Origin of the sequence: Paenibacillus lentus, from assembly GCF_042714055.1 — a bacterium.
In the GTDB taxonomy this organism is placed as follows: domain Bacteria; phylum Bacillota; class Bacilli; order Paenibacillales; family Paenibacillaceae; genus Fontibacillus; species Fontibacillus lentus_A.
The window spans coordinates 294,504-313,551 of the sequence record NZ_JBHGVC010000005.1; the positions used below are offsets into that span (position 1 = coordinate 294,504).

A 19,048-nucleotide genomic window follows, 5' to 3' on the forward strand; every position below is an offset into this window, starting at 1 on the left:
AGTGAGAAGCAATGGCACAAAGTGCTATAAAAACGAGGGATTTTCACCATTTATCCAAGCCTTGGAATATTATATTCAATCTGGTTGCCGGGATTTTCTCCTTTATATGCGTATTTCCATTTCTATTCGTAGTCATCATTTCCTTCACGGATGAAGGAGTATTGGCGCGTGACGGCTATCGCCTGCTGCCTGCCAAGTGGAGTCTTGAAGCCTACAAATACGTGTTTCAGACGGGGGATACGCTGCTCCGTTCATATGGAGTAACGATATTCGTAACCGTCGTAGGGACGTTGATCAGTCTATTGTTTATCGCATTTTATGCTTATGCCATCTCGCGCAAAAGCTTTAAATATCGCAATTTTTTCTCCTTCTTTGCTTTCTTTACCATGCTGTTCAACGGCGGACTCGTTCCGACGTATATCGTTACGACGCAGCTGCTCGGCCTGAAAGATACGATTTGGGCGCTGATTCTGCCGCTGGCCGTTAATGCGTTCTATATTATGATTCTGCGAACCTTCTATAGTACGAGTGTTCCGGATGCGATTCTGGAATCGGGTAAAATCGACGGGGCGGGCGAATTCCGTATTTTCCTGAAGCTTGTATTGCCGCTGTCTTTGCCGGGCCTCGCTACGATTGGACTGTTCAGCACGCTGGGCTACTGGAATGACTGGTTCAATGCCCTGCTCTATATCGACAATCCTAATCTGGTTCCGCTGCAATCGATGCTGATGCGGATCGAGACGAGCATGCAATTCATTATGCAAAACTCTCAGAATAGCTCACTTAGCCTGGAGGCGCTGCGTTCGATGCCGCAGGATACATCCCGTATGGCGATGGTTGTTCTCGCGACAGGGCCGATTATTTTCGCTTATCCCTTCTTCCAGCGCTATTTCATTCAAGGTCTGACCATTGGCGCTGTTAAAGAATAAGATCATCGATAGAGGAGAGAGTGGAGACGATGACTATGATCTATAAAGATATCAACAAACCAACGGAAGAACGGGTAGAGCATCTGCTCGGGCTTATGACTTTGGAAGAGAAGGCGGGACAGCTGATTCAAAATTTCGGCTGGCAGGCCTATGAGAATATAGATGGAAAAATCAGTCTTGCTGAATCCTTCAAGGAACAGGTGAAAAACGGAGGCATTGGCTCTCTCTACGGTACGCTTCGAGCCGACCCTTGGACAGGGGTTACGCTGGAGACGGGTCTGTCACCCCGGGAAGGGGCCGAGGCCGTGAATGAAATTCAGCGCTACGCCATCGAGAATTCCCGGCTCGGCATCCCGATTCTGATCGGGGAGGAATGCTCGCACGGTCATATGGCGATCGGCGCAACGGTGTTCCCCGTGCCGCTGTCCCTCGGCAGCACTTGGAATGTAGAGCTGTATCGCGAGATGTGCCGGGCTGTCGCATTGGAGACAAGAAGCCAAGGCGGAGCAGTCACTTATTCTCCCGTGCTGGATGTCGTTCGCGATCCGCGCTGGGGCCGCACAGAGGAATGCTTCGGGGAAGACCCGCACCTCATTAGCGAAATGGCGGTCGCTTCGGTGGAAGGGCTGCAAGGAGATTCGTTAGATCGGGAAGACGCCGTTGCAGCTACCCTCAAGCACTTTGTCGGGTATGGCAGCTCCGAAGGCGGCAGAAATGCCGGGCCTGTACACATGGGCATGCGAGAGCTGCTGGAAGTGGACATGCTTCCGTTCAAGAAGGCGGTCGAAGCAGGCGCGTTGTCGATTATGCCGGCTTACAACGAAATTGACGGGGTTCCTTGCACGACGAACCGGGAGCTGCTGGAGCAGGTGCTCCGTTTGGAGTGGGGCTTCGATGGCATGGTCATTACCGATTGCGGCGCAATCGATATGCTTGCGGCGGGGCATGATGTGGCTGAAGACGGGATGGATGCCGCGATCCAGGCCATTACCGCAGGCATTGATATGGAAATGTCCGGCGAAATGTTCGGCAAGTACCTGGTTGAAGCGGTACGCCAAGGAAAGTTGGATGTGGAAGTGGTCGATACGGCCGTGCGCCGGGTGCTGACGCTGAAATTCAAGCTGGGCTTGTTCGAGCGTCCGTATGCTGACCCGGAGCGGGCGGCGGAAGTGATCGGCAGCGATGAGCATAAAGAGCTGGCTCGCCAAATCGCCGGTGAAGGCATCGTGCTGCTGAAGAACGAGGGCGGCATTCTGCCGCTGTCGAAAACGGCAGGCAAGGTCGCGGTGATCGGGCCGAATGCGGACGTGGGGTACAACCAGCTTGGGGATTATACGTCCCCTCAGCCGAAGGATAAGGTGGTCACCGTGCTGGACGGCATTCGCAGCAAGCTTGCCGACCAGCCGGAACGGGTGCTGTATGCGCCAGGATGCCGCATTAAGGGTGATTCAAGGGAAGGCTTCGAATATGCATTATCCTGCGCGGAGCAGGCCGATACGGTCGTTATGGTCGTTGGAGGCTCCAGTGCCCGCGATTTCGGCGAGGGCACGATCGATCTGCGGACGGGAGCATCCAAGGTGACGGAAAATTCCTGGAGCGACATGGACTGCGGCGAAGGGATCGACCGCATCTCTCTGCAATTGTCGGGCGTACAGCTGGAGCTTGTTCAAGAGATTCACAAGCTGGGCAAGCCGGTTGTGGTCGTCTACATTAACGGCCGGCCGATTGCCGAGCCATGGATCGAGGATCATGCTCATGCGGTCGTAGAGGCTTGGTATCCGGGACAGGAGGGCGGCCACGCGGTCGCGGACGTGTTGTTCGGCGATGTGAACCCTTCAGGGCGTCTGACGATATCGATTCCGAAGCATGTCGGTCAGCTTCCGGTCTACTATAACGGCAAGCGCTCGCGGGGCAAGCGCTATTTGGAAGAGGACTCCCAGCCGCGCTATCCGTTCGGTTATGGTCTGAGCTACACCGAGTTTGCTTATTCTGGCCTGCGCGTAGAGCCGGAGGTCATTTCGGCGGATGAAGAGGCTGTCGTCAGCCTAACCGTGACGAATGCCGGTCAGCTTGCAGGAGCAGAGGTCGTGCAGATGTATATTTCCGATGTAGCGAGCAAAGTAACAAGACCGGCCAAGGAGTTGAAGGGCTTTGAGAAGATCCGGCTCGCGCCGGGGGAAAGCCGGGAAGTAAGCTTTAAGGTCGGCCGGGAGCAGTTGGAGTACATCGGGCTCGATCATAAACCGGTCGTGGAGCCGGGGCAATTCAAAATCTATGTCGGCAAGCACGTGAACGACGGACAGAGCGTTGAGCTCAGGGTACGGGAGGAGGAATAGCGATGGAACGGATCAGGAGATTCATTCGTGAGTTGTCGGAATGTCAGTGGCTCGAGTACCGTGAGCTGACGAATTGGGATATTTCTTATGCGACGTATCATTTGCCTGGTCAGTATGAGCATTTCGGAACGTATACCGAAGGACGGAATTTGCAGCGGTTCCCGAGTACGCAGGGGACGACCTATTTTTTCAGACAAAAGCTTGAAATTCCTGCGGCTTGGCTTAACGGGCACATCGGTCTCATCTTTGAGTCGGGCGGAGAAGGACTTCTTCGAATCAATGGAGCCTCTTATCAGGGGCTGGATCGCAACCATACGTTCGTTACGTTAAGACCTGGGCGGGATAGCCGAGAGCTGGAGCTTGAAATTGAGCTCTTCGATCCGATTCCCGAGCCGGTGGATCCACTGAATCAGCAGGCGGTCATTCAGCCGCCGATTACGGCGATCCGCAGCGGTCTGGCGCTGGTGAATCGTGCCGTGCAAAGCCTGATGTACACGGTTACGATCGTCCGTGACTCTGCGATTCTCCTGCCGGAACAGGATTTCCGCCGTACTCGGCTGATCGAGGCGCTGTATCATGCGATGGATCAGTTTGTATCCTTGAGCGAGGCGGAAGTCTATAACGGTGAAGCCGTTGAACATATAGAGAAAGACCTGAAGGAAAGAATTCAGGAAATTGGCGGAAATGCGGAAGGCACGCTGCATATGGTAGGGCAATCGCATATCGATATCGCCTGGCTGTGGCCGGTACGAGAGACGGTTCGCAAGGCGAGCCGCACCTTCTCAACGGTTGATGCCCTGATGGATGAGTATCCGCAGTATCGTTATGCGCAAAGCCAGCCGCAATTGTTCGCTTATTTGAAGGATAACGACCCGGAGCTGTATGAACGCGTCAAAGAAAGAATCCGGGAAGGGCGCTGGGAGCTCGTTGGCGGTATGTGGGTCGAACCGGATTTGAACATTCCGAGCGGCGAATCGCTGATGCGGCAAATGCTGTACGGTCAGCGGTTTTACCAAGAGGAATTCGGCATGACTTCAAATATCGAATGGCTGCCGGATACATTTGGGTATTGCGCTTCGCTGCCGCAAATTTTGCAGCACGGCGGTATTCGCTACTTCATGACCACGAAGCTCGGCTGGAACGATACGAATGTGTTCCCGTATGATCTGTTTCACTGGGTCGGCATAGACGGAACGGCGATGCTGTCCTATTTGAACCATGGCGTGAACGAAAATACGCTGCCGAAGGATGTCCATGATCACTGGCAGTCCTACCGGGAGAAGGCCAAGCATAACGAGCAGATGCTGCTCTATGGCCATGGGGACGGCGGAGGCGGCGTCACTCGCGAAATGCTGGAGTATATTGACCGTGCAGAGCTGATGGTCGGGCAGCCTGCCAGCCGGTACAGCACGGCGAAGGAGTTCTTTGCCGGAATCACGGAGGCGGAGCCGAAGCTGCCGGAATGGCACGGCGACCTGTACCTGGAGCTGCACCGCGGAACGTATACGACCCATGGCCGCAACAAGCTGAACAATCGCAAGGCGGAAATATTGTATCGCGAGGCTGAGCTGTGGAACGCATTGGCGGGGCAGGATATGAAGCCGGAGCTGCAGCAAGAGGTCGATCAGCGCCTCCATGACGGCTGGAAGCTTATTTTGCTGAACCAGTTCCATGACATTATTCCTGGCTCGGCGATCACCGAGAGCTACGTTACTTCCATGAAGGAGTATGCCGAAGTATTCGACCACGGCCAGTTTGCGCTGAAGCATGGCGTTAACGCACTGGCGGAAATGATTACGACGATACCAGGCGCAGATACAGGGAATGATGCAGCCCAAGGTATTAGCCAAGACGACACGGGTAAGCCCTATATTATTTTTAACAGCCTGGGGTGGAGCCGCAGTGAAGTCGTCGCGATTGAAATCGGGGAGAGTAATGCGGAAAAGAATGATTCCCCTGCTGGTGTTGCCGCTTATGATGCGGAAGGACAGCGCCTCACGCTTGACGTTTACACCGATGAACAGGGCAAGCGGACAGCATCGGTACTGGTAAAAAATATTCCGGCCTTCGGTTATACGACAATTTGGCTCAAGAAGGATGGCGCAACGGCTGACGCGTCAGCTGATCTTGGATTGCACAGCAGCGAGAACTCTATTTTGCCTGCTGACAAAGCCGAAGCCAAGCAGGAACTTGGCGACATCTGGGAGACGGAGTATTACCTTGTCCGCTTCAATCCAAGAGGCGAAATCGTCAGCCTGCTCGACAAGCGGGCGAGTCGCGAGATTGTGAAGCAAGGAGAAGCCGCCAATAGGTTTCATTTCTTCCATGATCGTCCGACACTATGGGACGCATGGGATATCGATGACCGTTACGAACAGCAGCCGGCGGGAGAGGCTGGGCTGCTGGAGAAGCGCATTTTGCGGACGGGGGCGACCAAGGACGTGCTTCGCTTCCGTTGGAGCATCAGCCAGTCGATCATTACGCAGGATGTGATTTTCTATCACGATAGTCCGCGCATCGACTTCAAGACACATGTCGACTGGAATGAGGCGCACAAGCTCCTCAAGGTCGGTTTCCCGATCGATGTTGTGACGGACAAGGCGACCTATGAAATTCCTTTCGGGGCCTTAGAACGTACGACTCACCGCAATACGAGCTGGGAGCAGGCACAATATGAGGTGTGCGGCCATCGCTTTGTCGATGTGTCCGAGCGGGGGTATGGCGTAAGCCTGCTCAATGATAGCAAATACGGATATGATGTTCAGGGCAGCACTATCCGGCTATCCTTGCTGCGCGCGCCGAAATGGCCCGATATAACGGCAGATCTTGGCGAGCATGAGTTTATATACTCGCTCTACCCTCACCAAGGGGACTGGCAGTCTGCGCATACGGTAAGGCAAGCGTCCGAGCTGAACCATGCTTCCGTCATTGCCGCCGCTGAGCGGAGACAAGGCCAGCTTCCTGCGGAGCATTCTTTCATCGCCTTCACGGGAGAGCACGTGATTATCGATACCGTCAAGCCGGCAGAGGATGGAAGCGGGACGATCCTGCGTTTCTATGAATCCTCCGGGGGCCGGGAGGACGTGGAGCTTCGCTGGGCACAGCCTGTGCAGGACGCTTGGCTGTCTAATGCACTGGAAGAGGAAGCGGAACGGCTAAGCCATGACAACGGGGTTATTGCTCTGTCTTTTGCGCCGTATGAGATTAAGACGTTGAAGATCAAGCATTAAATATTCGCACTCATGAAGCCTATTATTACTGATATATAAGGAGAGAAACGACATGGAACAATTCAGATTACCGAAGATTCCAATGCCGAAGCTGGAGCTGCCAAGGGCTGTGCAGGAGGTACTGCAGGAGGCCGAGGAGAAGCTGGCGCACCGTCCTAAGCTGCTGAAGCTGTTTAAAAATACTTTTCCAAACACGCTGGAGACAACCACCAAGCTGATGGATGACGGCACAACCTTCGTCATTACCGGCGATATCCCGGCGCTATGGCTGCGCGACTCCGTGGAGCAGGTCATTCATTACGTTCCTCTAGCTAAGAATGATGCGGATTTGCAGCGTATTATCGGCGGGCTGATCAAGCGCCATATTCAATATATCCATATCGACCCGTATGCCAATGCGTTTAATGAGACAGCCAATGACTGGCACTGGAACACGACGGACGAGACGGAAATGTCGCCATGGGTATGGGAGCGGAAGTTCGAAATCGATTCATTATGCTTCGTGATTCGTCTCGCTTATATGTATTGGAAAGAGACGGAGCTTACCGATATTTTTGATGCGGGATTTAAAGCGGCTATGCGTAAAATCGTCGATGTATTCAAGATAGAGCAGCGTCATTTCGAGCAATCGTCCTATCGTTTTACCCGGAATAACGGGATACCGGAGGATTCCCTTCGCAACAACGGCCTGGGGATGCCAGTCAACTATACCGGCATGATCTGGTCAGGCTTCCGTTCGAGCGACGATGCGTGCGATTTCCACTACAACATTCCGGGCAATATGTTTGCGGTCGTGGCTTTGCGTCAGATGCAGGAGTTTGCGGAATGGGTGTTCCGGGATATGGACTTCCTGGCGGAGCTGAAGGAGCTGGAATTTGAAGTGGACTACGGAATCAAGCTGTACGGCATTTACCGCCATCCGGAATTTGGGCCGATTTATGCTTACGAAACCGACGGCTACGGCAACTACTGTCTGATGGATGATGCGGGAACACCGGGATTGATGTCGATTCCGTATCTCGGCTATGTAACGGCAGACGATGAAATTTATCAAAATACACGTCGTTTCGCGCTCAGCAAAGAGAATCCATTCTACTTCGAAGGCAAGGCGGCGCGAGGAATCGGCAGCCCGCATACGCCGAAGGATTACATCTGGCATATGGCTCTGTCCATGCAAGGCATTACCGCTCAGACGAAGGAAGAGAAGCTGGAAATGATTGCGCTGCTGGAATCGACAGACGCCGATACAGGCTTTATGCATGAAGGCTTCCACGCGGACGATCCTACGGTCTTTACGCGGAGCTGGTTCGCTTGGTCGAACAGCTTGTTCTCCCAGCTCGTGTACCGTGCGATGAAGGAAGGTATATTGTAAGCCCAGCCATCTTGTGATTTTGTAAGATTTTCGATGATTAGCAGGTTCTTCGGTTATGGATTGAACCCCAATTTCAATGAATGATAACCCAAGTGCAGTGCAATTATGATGCAAAGGAGACATAAACAATGAGTAAAATTATTGGAGAGTCCTTAAAAAATATCCCTTGGCAGGATAAGCCTGCTGGTTTGAACGCGCCGGTCTGGCGTTATTCTGCAAACCCGATTATCGAACGGAATGCGATACCTAATTCCAACAGTGTATTTAATTCCGCCGTTGTTCCATTCGAGGGCAAGTTTGCTGGTGTGTTCCGCTGCGATTCCAGATCCGTGAGCATGGATATTTTCGCCGGGTTTAGCGATGATGGCGTGAACTGGACGATCAATCACGAGCCGATTGTTTTTGAGGGCGACCCTGAAATCACCAAACGGGAATACCGTTACGACCCTCGGGTGATTAAGATTGGAGAACGCTATTATATTACCTGGTGCAACGGTTATCATGGCCCAACGATCGGAATCGGCTATACGACCGACTTCAAAACGTTCCACCAGCTGGAAAACGCCTTTTTGCCATATAACCGCAACGGGGTGCTGTTCCCGCGTAAAATCGGTGATTATTATGCTATGGTCAGCCGTCCGAGCGATACGGGGCACACGCCTTTTGGGGATATCTTTTACAGCGTAAGCCCGGATCTCACTTTCTGGGGAAAACACCGCTATGTGATGGGAACCGTTAACGGCGATGAATCCGCCTGGCAGTCCAAAAAAATCGGGCCTGGCCCGGTTCCAATCGAAACCGACAAGGGCTGGCTGTTGATCTACCACGGGGTTATCAATACTTGCAATGGATTTGTTTACCGCATGGGTTGTGCTTTGCTTGACCTGGATGAGCCATGGAAGGTGATCGCTAGGTCGCGCAACTATATCCTCGGCCCTGAAACGATGTACGAGTGCGTAGGCGACGTGCCGAATGTAACCTTCCCTTGCGCTGCTTTGACGGATGCAGATACCGGCCGCATTGCGATCTATTACGGCTGTGCTGACACGGTGACAGGACTGGCCTTCACGACGGTGGATGAGCTGCTGAGCTATATGGATGAGTACCCACTATAAGTTGTAGTCAGTGTGATATAAATAGTTAAAGAAGGCGGGTAATCGAGACATGAAAAAAATAAAAACAGCGCACATCATTTCCCATACCCACTGGGATCGGGAATGGTATTTGCCTTATGAGAAGCATCATGTAAGGCTGGTGCAGCTTATCGATGCTTTGCTGGACAAGCTGGACGGAGATAGCGAATTCCGCAGCTTTTATCTCGATGGACAGACGATTATCCTGGAGGATTACCTTCAGGTTCGCCCGGAAAATCAGGAGCGGCTGCAGCGGCATATTGCCGACGGCCGTCTGCTGATTGGCCCTTGGTATATTTTGCAGGATGCCTTTCTGACGAGCGGGGAAGCCAATGTGCGGAACATGCAAATCGGACATCAGGATGCCAAACGTTACGGAGAGGTCGCCAAAATCGGCTACTTCCCGGATACGTTCGGGCTGGTGGGACAGACTCCGCAGCTTATGCAGCAGTCCGGGATTACGAACGTATTCTTCGGACGCGGCGTGAAGCCGACCGGGTTCAACAATACGGTATCGGATGCGGGTTATGAGTCTTCCTTCTCGGAGCTGATCTGGGAGGGGCCGGACGGCTCCAAGGTGCTCGGCATTCTATTTGCGAACTGGTACTCGAACGGGAATGAAGTACCGGCAGATGAAGCGGAAGCAAGAGCGTTCTGGGATCGCAAGCTGGCGGATGCGGAGAAATACGCTTCGACGAGCCAGCTGCTGTTCATGAACGGCTGCGACCACCAGCCAGTGCAGCTGGATTTGCCGGAGGCGATCGAAACGGCGCGGAAGCTGTACACGGATACGGAGTTCGTTCATTCGAACTTCCCGGATTATCTACAGGCGGTGGAGCAGGCGATAGACAACGACAGTCTGTCGACCGTTAAGGGCGAGCTGCGCAGCCAGCGTACGGACGGATGGGGCACGCTCGTCAATACCGCGTCGGCTCGTGTCTATTTGAAGCAGATGAACCAGGAGGGACAGGCGCTGCTGGAAAAGGTCGCGGAACCGCTGGCATCGTTTGCTCAGGTGCTCGGCCAGGACTATCCGCATCATTTGTTTACCTACGCCTGGAAGACGCTCATGCAGAATCATCCGCATGACAGCATTTGCGGCTGCAGCGTAGACGAGGTTCACCGGGAGATGGTGACGCGCTTTGATAAGAGCCGCCATGTCGCGGAGTCGATCATCGACGATAGCAAGCAGGTTATCGCGTCTGCGGTGGATACATCTGTCTTCGCTTCCTTTGGCGAGGATGCGCTGCCGCTTGTAGCGATGAATACAACGGGCTGGAAGCGTTCCGGCACGATTAGTGTCGAGCTGGATGCAGCCCGCCTGTATTTACGGGAAGGCTTTACGCTCGAGGAGACGGCTCGGCGCATGAAAGAGGTCGACCTCTCCGGCCGCGTGCTTGTAGACGATCAAGGAAATACGCTCGATGTGACGGTAGAGGATCTCGGCCTGCTGTTCGGCTATGATCTGCCGGACGACAAGTTCCGTCAGCCGTACATGTGCCGCCGGGTGAAGCTGACGTTCCTGGCGGAGCAGGTGCCTGCGCTTGGACTCCGTGCGTATGCATGGGTACGTCGTTCCGAGGCTGCCGCGCCTCGCGCCGGCAAATCGCTTCTGAATGGCCAGCGGATGATGGAGAACGAAATGCTCCAAGTCGAGGTGGCTGATGATGGATCGTTCTCACTGACAGACAAGGCGACCGGCCGCGTCTACCGCGATCTTGGCGTGTACGAGAACACGGGAGATATCGGGAACGAGTATATGTACAAGCAGCCGGAGGGGGAAGCAGCGCTGACGACAAAAGGGCTACAGGCTAGCATTTCTATACTGGAGGATACCCCCTACCGCGCATCCTTAGAGATTTTGCATGATTGGGAGATTCCGGCTTCGGCGGATGCCAAGCTCGATGAGGAGCAGCGTGCACTCGTGTACTATCCAGAGCGTAAAGCTCAGCGCAGCCGGGAGACCGTAAGCTTGAAGCTGCGGACGATCTTGTCCCTGGAGCGGGGCGGCAGAGGGGTTCATATCGAGACGACCATCGATAACAAGGCCAAAGATCATCGGGTACGGGCTTTGTTCCCGACGGATCTGTCGGCTTCCGCGCATCATGTCGATTCGATGTTTGAAATCCCGGTACGGGACAACGAGCCGGCGCCGGAATGGGTCAACCCTAGCAACACGCAGCATCAGCAGGCGTTCGTGGATGTTAGTGACGAGGCTGGCGGGGCAGGCTTGACCGTAGCTAACCTCGGCTTGAATGAATACGAAGTGCTGCGCGACGGGCGCAACACGATTGCGATCACATTGCTGCGCAGCGTGGGCGAGCTTGGCGACTGGGGCTTGTTCCCGACGCCGGAAGCGCAGTGCCTTGGGGAGCATACGGCGCACATGATGCTGATCCCGCATTCCGGAGACGGCATGACGTCTGGTGCTTATGCGGAAGCCTACCAGTTCCAGATTCCGTGGACGGTATGCCAGACTGAGGTGCATGAGGGAGTCATTGCACCGGCTTATACGCCGTTTCAATGGGAGAGCCCAGAGCTGGCCTTCTCTTCATTGAAAATGAATGAGGAGACGGGAGATCTGCTGCTGCGCTGGTACAATATGAGCAATCAGACGGCAGAGCTCACGTTGACTTCAGATATGAATCAGAAGTATTTCTATAAAACGACGATTCTGGAACAGCCGCAGGAGCCGATTTCCGGCAATGCCGCAGGCGGATTATCCCTGCTGGTACAGCCGAGCGAAATTGTGACCTTGGGTCTTCGCCGATAAGTTGCGCTAGTTTCGTTCCAAAGACTGTCTCCAATGCCAATAGGCTTGGAGGCAGTCTTTTTGCTTCGGTACGGAAAGTTGACTTTCGAATATGCAGCTAGTAAAATGTGTGGAAAATAAGCGAAACCAAATGTTTTCCTTGTTTTTCAGTCGTAAGTCTACTAATGAACGGAATGCTAGAGATATGTATGCACGCTGCTTCATTATTAAAAAGCGGTATAAAAAGGAAGGTGCAAGGTCATTGAGAGAGGCTATTATTCAAGCGGCGACGACGGAGATTCGCTACAGGGGGCTGAAATTTTCGATTCGCGATGTCACTGCACGGCTCGGTATGAGCACGAAGACATTGTATCAGTATTTTTCGTCCAAGGATGCCTTGATAAGTGCAGTCATTCAGCAGTCCATTGAGGAAATGCGGGCGACGGAGAGGCGGATCCGGGAGGATGAGACCTTAAGCTTGACGGATAAATTGCGGCAGTCGCTCGTCATTTTGCCTGGTAGTATGGCCTTTAAGGATCTGCGTATGTTGAATGAGCTTCGAATCGGCTATCCTGAGGCATGGGAATATGCGGATAAGTACATGCGTGAGGGCTGGGATGGAATCAGGCTGCTCACGGAGGAAGGGATTCAAAGCGGGAAGATCAGGCCATTTAACTTCGAGCTTTTTGTGCAAATGTATATAGGTTCGATATATCAGCTTACTGAGCATGTATTGGCATCGCGGTATGACGGTCTTTCCTTCCAGGAAGCGTTAAACGGGATTGTCGATATTTTGCTAAATGGCATAACTGAGGGAAAAGGGGGTTGCTAGCATGGCATATGTTTGGCTTGCGATTGCTATCGTATTTGAGGTTATTGGCACAACTTCAATGAAAATGTCGGAGGGCTTTACCCGGCTGTGGCCTTCCATTGGCATGGCTGTCTTTTACGTAATCAGTTTTTCTTCTCTAAGTATGTCGCTTAAAAGCCTGAACGTTGGTACGACCTATGCGATTTGGTCAGGGCTAGGCACAGTTCTAATCGTCATCGTCGGCATGTTCCTGTTCAAGGAACAGATGACCTGGTTTAAGGCCATTTGCCTCATGCTCATTATCGCGGGTGTTATTGGTCTTAATCTGGCCGAGGCTACGAAGGATTCCGTTGCAGCCTCCGGGAGGATGGACGCGGAGAGTAGCTATCAAGGTAAATAACAGGGAACCGCGGGAACAAGGCTGTTTATCAATAAGGGATAGCCAAAGGTGGTTACCGTTATACTGTGTCGGTTAGTTAAGCAATGATTTAGGTGGTAAAAAAAGCCCCTCTGCTAGCAGTGGAGGCACATCTGTGATCGCTAGGCAATGTACAGATGTCTTCGCTCGCTGCTGGCTAAGAGGGGCTTAATATTTTAATGAGTGATGGAGATACGGATTGGAGCTGCTTGTCGTCAGACTTCGTTCCAGATCCGGTTTACGTTGTCGAAGGCGATTTTCGTGGCTGCTCGGCATTCCTCCATGCCCTCGTACTCGATGGACATGTAGCCGTCGTATCCGGACGCCTTGATCAAACGCAGAATTTCATATAAGTCAAGATCGCCATGTCCGGCGATGGCGCCGCGCAGGTAGTCGCCGCCTGTGCTTTTAAACCAGCCTTCCCCCGGATTGCGGTACGAAGGGCGGATGTAAAAATCCTTGATATGAATCATGGAAGCATACGGAAGATTGTTTTTTACAGCAGCGACCGGATTTTCATCTACGCATACGAAGTTGCCGACGTCGAGCGTCGTCTTGAAGTTCGGGCGGTCTACCGCATGAATAAGCGCTTGTACCCGATCGCTGGCTTGTACGTAGTAGCCATGATTCTCCACGCTCGTCGTAATGTCATACTGCTTGGCATGATCGGCGATGCGCTGGCAGGCCGCGGCAATTTTGTCCAAATCTTCATTGAAGCGGGCAATGGAAGTATCCGGGCGGGAAGCAACGTCATGGCGCATCAATTTGGCACCCAGGCGATGAACGCGGTCTACCTCGCGAATGAGCCGGGCGATTTCCGCTTCGTACTGCTCCTCCGTCTCCGTGATAAAGTTGCCGCCGATGGCATAGTTGGAAATATCCAGACCAACGGCTGCGGCCTTCTCCCTGATTTGATCCTCCAGCTCAGGATTCGCCTCAAAGTCAAAGCCGAGGTTCGGCACAATCTCGATATGGCTGGCGCCGATTTCCGCCACCCATTCGATAACCTCCCCAATGGTCATGCTGCCCGCGTGCATAGCTTGATACAAGCTGTAAGAACTGATTCCCAATTTCATAAGGATGACTCCTTTTCGGTATGTTTAGGTGTGAAAGTATAAGCAAGTATCTTCAATGATTTAGCCTCGGTAAGAGCGGATGAATTCCACGGCCTTGCGGATATCTTCAGCCGGGTTGGTGCCGACCTCCCGCTCAATCGTCAAATAGCCTTTATAGCCAATTTCTTGTAATGCCGCAAAATAAGCCGGGAAGTCGACCGCGCCTTCGCCAAGCGGAAGCTCTTCAAAGGCGGCCCCGGAGGAAGCCATCTCGGCGATTTTCTCGTGATCCATAGCGCCGTATCCCAAAAAGCCGTATACATCCCTCGGATCAACCGGTCGCAGTCTCCGTCCGTCTTTGACATGGGTATGGACAAGATAGTCTTTCAGCAGTTTAACCCCTTCCACAGGGTCATCGCCCGTCACCATCACCATGTTGGCCGGGTCAAAGTTAACGGAGACTCCGTTCGTGCTCAGCGTGTCCAGGAAGCTCTTTAAATGTGCGGCTGGCTCCGGCCCGGTCTCAATGGCAAAATAAGCATTCATGCTCTTCGCGTATACGCCAAGCTCTTCACAGGCCTCCTGCATCGCATTGTAGATGCGTCCATTCTTATCGTCCGGGACGATGCCGATATGCGTTGTTACGACGTTGCTGCCGAGCTCGACGGCCAGGTCGAGAATACGCTTAGACTTTTCGATTTTCTCGGGATTGGCTTCTGCATCCTGGAACCCATGTCCGGCCAGATCACCGCAAAGGGCCGATATTTCGAGCCCAAGCCCGTCAATGTAGCTGTACAGCTCCTTGCGTTTGGCCGGTGTAAGCACCGCAGGATCCATTTCGCCGGATACGGCATAGATTTGTACCCCTTCCGCACCGACTTCCTTTGCTTTTTTCAATCCTTCCGTTACGCCAACTCCAAAGCTGTCTACAATTACACCAATTTTGTTGTTTAGTTTCATCTTTCCTTCGCCTCCTTTAATACTAATAAAAGTTTGACTATATATAAGTCGAACGGATGGCACGACAACAGCGGAGAGCACGAAATGATTCTGAAGAAGTGAAACGGTCGCCTTTGTCCCCGAATTTCAACGATTAGAAAGACTTAATTAAGAAATTTGGGGACAACAGCGATCATAAGAATATTTCGTACTCGTAGCACCTAGAAATGGATTTCGCGGCCTTCTGCGGCGGACTGATAAATCGCGTTCAAAATTTTGATCATTTCCACGCCGTCTTCAACCGGACTGTTCGTGTCGATTAATCCGAGGCAGCTATCGACGAAATGATCGATCTCGCGATTGAAGGCTCCCTGAAAATCAAAGCCTGGCGTGCTGATTTGCGGATCGATGTTAATAATCGTGTCATGGCGCTCCGTGACGATGGACAATAAGGGTTCGACTTCGGCGCCGCCTTTGTCGCCGTAGATATTGATCTGGGCCGAGTTGTCCTTGGCATGCAGCGAGAAGCTGACATCGACCATCAGGGAGGCGCCATTTTCAAAACGAATAAGGGCATTAGCCATATCCTCGACGGTATTCAACGATGCATCGTAATCGGCGGCTTGGTAGAACTCGTAATTTTGAATGTTCGAGCGGTTGCCTAGCTTGTTATATGTGTTGCCGCTAACGGATTTAACCTTCGGTTTGCCCATCAAATACCAGCACAGGTCAATGGCGTGAACGCCGATGTCGATCAGCGGGCCTCCCCCGGAACGCTCGCGATCCGCGAACCATCCGCCCGGGTTGCCGAGGCGGCGGATCAGGCTCGCTTTGGCATAATAAATGCTGCCAAGGTCTCCGGCATCAATGAATTTCTTCAATACGGCAATATTGGAAGCATGGCGCCGCACATAGCCGACCTGGAGCAGCTTGCCGGTATCGCGTACCGCCTGTTCGACTTGCAGGGCTTCATCCACGGTTTTGCAGAGCGGTTTTTCGCAAAGCACATTTTTACCTGCCCGAAGTGCTGCGATGCTGATTTCGGCATGGGAGTTGTTCCATGTGCAGATGCTGACCGCTTGTACCTCCGGGTTGGCAAGAAGCTCGCGATAATCGGTGTATACATGCGGAATATTGTATTTTGCGGCGGTGTCGCGTACTCTATTCTCGTTCAAATCACAGACAGCGACCAGTTGTACTTTCGGATTGGCTTGATAAGCTTGCAGATGGGATTCGGAGATCGATCCAGTACCGATAAGGCCAATTTTCAGTTCACTCATGCGTACGCTTACATCCTTTCGTTTATCTGTGTAGAATTTGTGCGATTGAGCAGGACGTTTCAACACAGATATGTTATATTTATTCATAATTGTTTAAGCACAACTAATTTAACATAGTTGTTTTAAAGGGAGAATGTATAGGATGACAAAATACATGGACTATATGATCAGTTCTCATCCGATCCGTATCTTCAACCCGATGGTGGATTCCAGCCGCCAGAAGGTCAAATCCCTGAACCTGGTAAATGCCGGGCATTTGCCGGGTAGAACCATGCAGCGGAGACAGGCCAACTTCAATAATTGGGCCTTTGTGGTGATTACGGGCGGGAGCGGGTATTACCAGGTGAACGGTGGAGAAATGCAGCAGGTTGAGGCGGGCAGCTGGTTTTGTCTTTTTCCCGATGCCGTATTTAATTATGGCCCCCATACGGGTGGCTATTGGGACGAATACTATTTTACCGTAAAAGGCAGCCGGGTGGCCGAATGGCTGACGGACTGGCTGCCCCATCCAGGCCTGGTGAAGAAAGCTGCTTTCGACGACTCGTTCATCCACCGGATGGAGATGATGTTCCTTCTGATTGACAGCGGGGTGCCGACCAATCTGGATCGAGCTGCGTTGATGCTGGAATCCTTTCTTTATGATGTGGTGTCGCAATCGGATCGTCGCGAGGCGAACAATCGGGAGAGATTCGTGCTGAAGGTGATCGAGGATCTATCGCAATCTCTGCATACGCCTCAGGAGCCCGCGCAAATGGCAGCGCGGCATCATATATCCGTATCAACGCTCCGTCGTATAGTACATGATTACACAGGCTACCCTCTGAACGAATTCCTTCACCGGCTTAAAGTCGCGGAGGCGAGGAATATTTTGCTGAATACGGAGCTGACCGTAAAAGAAATCGGCGAGGCCCTGGGATATAAAGATACGTTTTATTTTTCCCGGGTATTCAAAAGAATTACAGGCGTCTCTCCAAGAAGCTACCGCAATAGGGGCGGCCAGTAGCTGGAACGCGGGTTAGCAGGCTGTAGGCTATATACTTTGTTCCTCATGAAGTATCGCCCCCGTCATGCTAACCTTTAATGGAGTAAATTTGAAATATGCTATAGTATTAACGTTGTTAATTAGATGGAGTTAGTAAAGATGGGAGTGGACGGTCAACATGACGATCCGTGAAGCTGTAGAAAATGAGTTCGTGGACGCTTCTATTGCCAGGATCGGCAGAGAGGCTTTATATCTATATACGCCTTTATGCGGGACATGCAAGCTGGGGGAGACGATGCTGGATATTGCCCTGCAATCCGGGTCTACCATGCCCGTGTCGAAGCTGAATATTAACTTTGCGCCCCGGCTGCGGAATGATTGGCAAATATCCAGCGTGCCTTGTCTTGTCCTGCTGGAGCATGGAAAACCGGTGGCCAAGGAGTATGCGCTGCGTTCGGTAGTAGATCTGCATCAGTGGCTCAAAATATAACAAGCAGGCGTCGGCAAACTGCACCAAGGATGGATTATTTTGATCAATGGATGGATGATCTATCCCTTTCGGGCATAGGCTAAACACACGGCGGAAGTCTTCCGCATAGGGTGTAGCATCATCATATTCTCGAAGGATAGGGAAGGAGCAGAACAGTATGGCAGAAATGGAACGTCACTATTTTGCGCGGGGCAACACGGCTGAAGGCTTGGTAAGCCTGGTGGAATCTATCTATAATAGATTGGATACGATATACGTGCTGAAGGGAGATCCTCAGGAGATCGGCACCATTCTAGCCCGCCTGGCTAACGGCTGGAGCCGCAAGGGCTGGAGCCTGCATCATATCCACCAGCCGCTGCAAAGCGATTTGCTGGAAGGGATCATTATCGAGGACGCGCGGATTGGCCTGATTGATCGCCGGGCTTGGCCGGAGGATTGGAGCGCGGAGGGAACGGAGATTTATCACGTCGATTTCCGAAGTGATCCGGACGGTGTACAATTAGCAGAGCATCAGGAGCATATTGCCGCGCTGGAACAAAATATTGCCGAAGGCTATACGAAAGCGTATGAGACCTTTCAACGTACCCTGCGCATTCATGACGATTGGGAGAAAATTTACATCGACAGCCTGGATCGTGCAGTCATGAACCAGCTTGCCGTAGATTGGGCCGATCAGTATCTCGTAGCGGCGGCAGATTCGGGAAAGGAAACGGAAGCAAGCAAAGAACCTGGCACGATAACTCGCCGCTTCCTTGGAGCTGCCACCTGGAGAGGGGCGGTTGATTTCATTCTCAATCTGACCGAGGATGTACCGACACGAATATTCGTGAAGGGCCGTCCCGGCTCAGGGAAATCTACTTTATTCAAAAAGATTGCGGCCACCGCGGCCGAGCGCGGCATAGATACCGAGGTGTACCACTGCGGCTTTGATCCGAACAGCCTTGATATGCTGGTTTTTCGCTCGCTGGGCGTAGCGATTTTTGATAGTACGTCGCCGCATGAGCACTTCCCGCTGCGTGAAGGGGACAGCATCCTGGATGTCTATGAGCTGGCCATTGCGCCGGAAACGGATGAGAAGCATGCGGAGGAAATTGCCGATGTAAAATCCCGTTACACTACCTCCATGCAAATCGCCATTTCCTATTTGGCGGAAGTGAAGCAAAATCAGGATCAATTAAGCGCCATTTACCGCAGTGTGAGGGACGAGGAAGCCGTATCCAAGCAGGAGCAGCGATTGGCCGAGGAAATCGAAGCGAGGGTGGCGAAATAAGACGCGAAATCCGCAGAATTGGGACAAATCTTGGAACGGAGACGGGCGCTC

14 protein-coding genes are annotated in these 19,048 nt (G+C 52.6%); 11 read left to right on the forward strand and 3 right to left on the reverse strand.

The window, feature by feature from the left end; all coding sequences use genetic code 11:
* The first annotated feature begins 11 nt into the window (after nt 1–11).
* From ACE3MQ_RS13930 to ACE3MQ_RS13965, 8 genes are all read left to right on the forward strand, one after another.
* On the forward strand, nt 12–929 hold the full coding sequence (locus tag ACE3MQ_RS13930) for a carbohydrate ABC transporter permease (protein WP_379393566.1): 918 nt from the start codon (nt 12–14) through the stop codon (nt 927–929).
* Nucleotides 930–964: 35 nt separating this feature from the next.
* Nucleotides 965–3,265 (forward strand): glycoside hydrolase family 3 N-terminal domain-containing protein, encoded by a 2,301-nt coding sequence (locus tag ACE3MQ_RS13935; RefSeq protein ID WP_379394068.1) that lies wholly within the window; start codon nt 965–967, stop codon nt 3,263–3,265.
* A gap of 2 nt (nt 3,266–3,267) precedes the next feature.
* A complete protein-coding gene (locus ACE3MQ_RS13940; protein WP_379393568.1) occupies nt 3,268–6,495 on the forward strand; it encodes an alpha-mannosidase in 3,228 nt (1,075 codons plus the stop codon).
* A 52-nt stretch (nt 6,496–6,547) separates the two neighbouring features.
* A complete protein-coding gene (locus ACE3MQ_RS13945; RefSeq protein WP_379393570.1) occupies nt 6,548–7,867 on the forward strand; it encodes a glycoside hydrolase family 125 protein in 1,320 nt (439 codons plus the stop codon).
* A gap of 128 nt (nt 7,868–7,995) precedes the next feature.
* Nucleotides 7,996–8,982 carry a glycoside hydrolase family 130 protein gene (locus ACE3MQ_RS13950; RefSeq protein ID WP_379393572.1) on the forward strand — a complete coding sequence of 329 codons (987 nt, stop codon included), beginning with the start codon at nt 7,996–7,998 and terminating at the stop codon, nt 8,980–8,982.
* Nucleotides 8,983–9,031: 49 nt separating this feature from the next.
* On the forward strand, nt 9,032–11,773 hold the full coding sequence (locus ACE3MQ_RS13955; protein WP_379393574.1) for an alpha-mannosidase: 2,742 nt from the start codon (nt 9,032–9,034) through the stop codon (nt 11,771–11,773).
* 241 nt (nt 11,774–12,014) lie between these two features.
* Nucleotides 12,015–12,584, forward strand: a complete 570-nt coding sequence (locus tag ACE3MQ_RS13960) for a TetR/AcrR family transcriptional regulator (RefSeq protein WP_379393576.1) — start codon at nt 12,015–12,017, stop codon at nt 12,582–12,584.
* A gap of 1 nt (nt 12,585) precedes the next feature.
* Nucleotides 12,586–12,963, forward strand: a complete 378-nt coding sequence (locus ACE3MQ_RS13965) for a DMT family transporter (protein WP_379393578.1) — start codon at nt 12,586–12,588, stop codon at nt 12,961–12,963.
* Between the two features lie 233 nt (nt 12,964–13,196).
* Here the strand turns inward: ACE3MQ_RS13965 and ACE3MQ_RS13970 are convergent, their stop codons facing one another.
* The 3 genes from ACE3MQ_RS13970 to ACE3MQ_RS13980 form a co-directional block, all read right to left on the reverse strand.
* Nucleotides 13,197–14,057 (reverse strand): sugar phosphate isomerase/epimerase family protein, encoded by an 861-nt coding sequence (locus tag ACE3MQ_RS13970; protein WP_379393580.1) that lies wholly within the window; start codon nt 14,055–14,057, stop codon nt 13,197–13,199.
* A gap of 60 nt (nt 14,058–14,117) precedes the next feature.
* Entirely contained in the window at nt 14,118–14,996 is an 879-nt protein-coding gene (locus ACE3MQ_RS13975; protein WP_379393582.1) for a sugar phosphate isomerase/epimerase family protein, read from the reverse strand.
* Between the two features lie 200 nt (nt 14,997–15,196).
* Complete coding sequence (locus tag ACE3MQ_RS13980; protein ID WP_379393584.1) at nt 15,197–16,255, reverse strand: Gfo/Idh/MocA family protein; 1,059 nt, start codon at nt 16,253–16,255, stop codon at nt 15,197–15,199.
* Between the two features lie 142 nt (nt 16,256–16,397).
* On the opposite strand from ACE3MQ_RS13980, the gene ACE3MQ_RS13985 reads away from it, so the two are divergent.
* The 3 genes from ACE3MQ_RS13985 (at nt 16,398) to ACE3MQ_RS13995 (ending at nt 18,997) form a co-directional block, all read left to right on the forward strand.
* The gene (locus tag ACE3MQ_RS13985) at nt 16,398–17,258 is read left to right on the forward strand and encodes a helix-turn-helix domain-containing protein (RefSeq protein WP_379393586.1); all 861 of its coding nucleotides are present in this window, start codon (nt 16,398–16,400) and stop codon (nt 17,256–17,258) included.
* Between the two features lie 157 nt (nt 17,259–17,415).
* Complete coding sequence (locus tag ACE3MQ_RS13990) at nt 17,416–17,727, forward strand: thioredoxin family protein (RefSeq protein WP_379393588.1); 312 nt, start codon at nt 17,416–17,418, stop codon at nt 17,725–17,727.
* Between the two features lie 157 nt (nt 17,728–17,884).
* A complete protein-coding gene (locus tag ACE3MQ_RS13995) occupies nt 17,885–18,997 on the forward strand; it encodes a hypothetical protein (RefSeq protein ID WP_379393590.1) in 1,113 nt (370 codons plus the stop codon).
* The last annotated feature ends 51 nt before the right edge of the window (nt 18,998–19,048 follow it).